Source organism: Alcanivorax sp. HI0083 (genome assembly GCF_001635175.1).
The window spans coordinates 1-1614 of sequence record NZ_LWFX01001427.1; the positions used below are offsets into that span (position 1 = coordinate 1).

At 59.9% G+C, this 1614-nt stretch carries 1 protein-coding gene and 1 pseudogene; one reads left to right on the plus strand and one right to left on the minus strand.

The window, feature by feature from the left end:
• A pseudogene (locus tag A3754_RS28045) lies at nt 1-434 on the plus strand (MBL fold metallo-hydrolase); the annotation flags it as partial.
• A 177-nt stretch (nt 435-611) separates the two neighbouring features.
• Here the strand turns inward: A3754_RS28045 and A3754_RS28050 are convergent.
• Nucleotides 612-1614: hypothetical protein (locus A3754_RS28050; protein WP_063521305.1), on the minus strand; the 1003-nt coding region annotated here is incomplete at its 5' end.

A 1614-nucleotide genomic window follows, 5' to 3' on the forward strand; every position in this document is an offset into this window, starting at 1 on the left:
ATCGCAGCAGTGACCGGGTATTGCTCAGCGGGGATCAGGTGCTGCCGACCATTTCCAGTAATTTGATGGTGCGCCCCACGGAGCCGGACGCCAATCCGGTAACCGCCTTTGTGGATAGCCTGACAGTAATCCGCGATGCATTGCCGGAAGACACGCTGGTGCTGCCCGCCCACGGTTTGCCTTTCCGGGGGCTGCATACGCGGATCAATGCGTTGGCGGATCACCATGCCGAGCAGCTGGATCAGGTGCATGCTGCCTGCTGTGAGCAGCCTCATAATGCCCACGATGTGTTGCCGGTGATGTTCAAGCGGACCCTGGATGTGCAGCAAATGATGTTTGCCATGGGCGAGAGCATTGCGCACCTTAATTGCCTGCTGGAGCAGGGCAGGGTGCAGCGCGAAGACCGCGATGGGATCTGGCTCTTTGCGGCCTGATCTGAGGGTAAGTTGAAAGTTCAAAGTACAAAGTTGAAAAGCGCGCACGAGCCTGGCATGAACAGTTAAGCCGTGTCCGCGCTGAGCGTTTGGTGGAAACACGTGGGAAGCCATTGATCGGTTGGTTGTCCCATTTTTCGTCCTTTTTAACTTTACACTTTGAACTTTCAACTGCTCTCACAACCATTGCGTCATCACCCCGATCCACAACGCCAGCATCGGCACGACCAGCACAAAGAACAATCCGTTCCAGCGCCAGGCGATCCGGTAGGGCGAGCGGCCGATCAACTGGCTGAGTACCAGCATCGATGCAGTGAACGGCGAGGAGATCATCGACAGGCTCCAGGCGCACATCAGGCCCACGGCCAGCAGGCGTGGGTCTGCGCCCACTCCATCGCCCAGCAGCGAAGCCAATAGTGTTACCGACACAATAGGATTGAGCCCTACCTGTGCCAGTGCCACCACCAGCAGCATGGCAGCCACGGCCATGGCGGCGCCTTGCAGATGGGTGGCCAGTAGCAGCTCGTGCAGGGCCTGTTGATTCACCAGCGGGGTAATCAATGCGCCCAGGCAGGCGGAGCCGCCCAGCACGGCAATTTCTCCCCGATTGGAACCGAAGATCAAACGCGAATGGCGGGCGAGCAAGGTGAGCGATCGGCGCAGCCCGGTGCCGCCACCCAGTCGCCGCCTCTGCTTTGCCATCCACAGGATGGCAGCAAGCGGGCAGGCAATCAGGACGGCGACGGGCAAACGCAGATTTCCTGCCAGGGCGACGGCAAATACGCTCAGGGTGATCAGCAAGGCCAGCAAGGTGAAGCGAATCAGTGGCGATAGTGAGGGCGGCTGTGTTGCAGGTACCCGTTGCGCCAGTTGTTTGGGTCTGAGCTGCCAGTCCAGCCACCAGCCGAGCAGAAAAAAGAGCCCGGCGGTGGGCAGCGCCACCGGGGCCAGGCTGGCCCAGGTGAGACTGGGTATATTGGCCAGAATGACTGCCATGGTCACCCCCAGCGGCGATACCAGAGGGGCCAGGGCAAAGCCGCGTAAAATGGACAGCATCATCCGCCGTTCGCGGGCTTGCTGGATATCATCGTGGCCACCAGCAGCCTTGAGGGTATTGCTGCGCATCACCATGGCGCCGAACAGGTTCAGCACTCCGATGTTAATAATGATGCCGAACAGC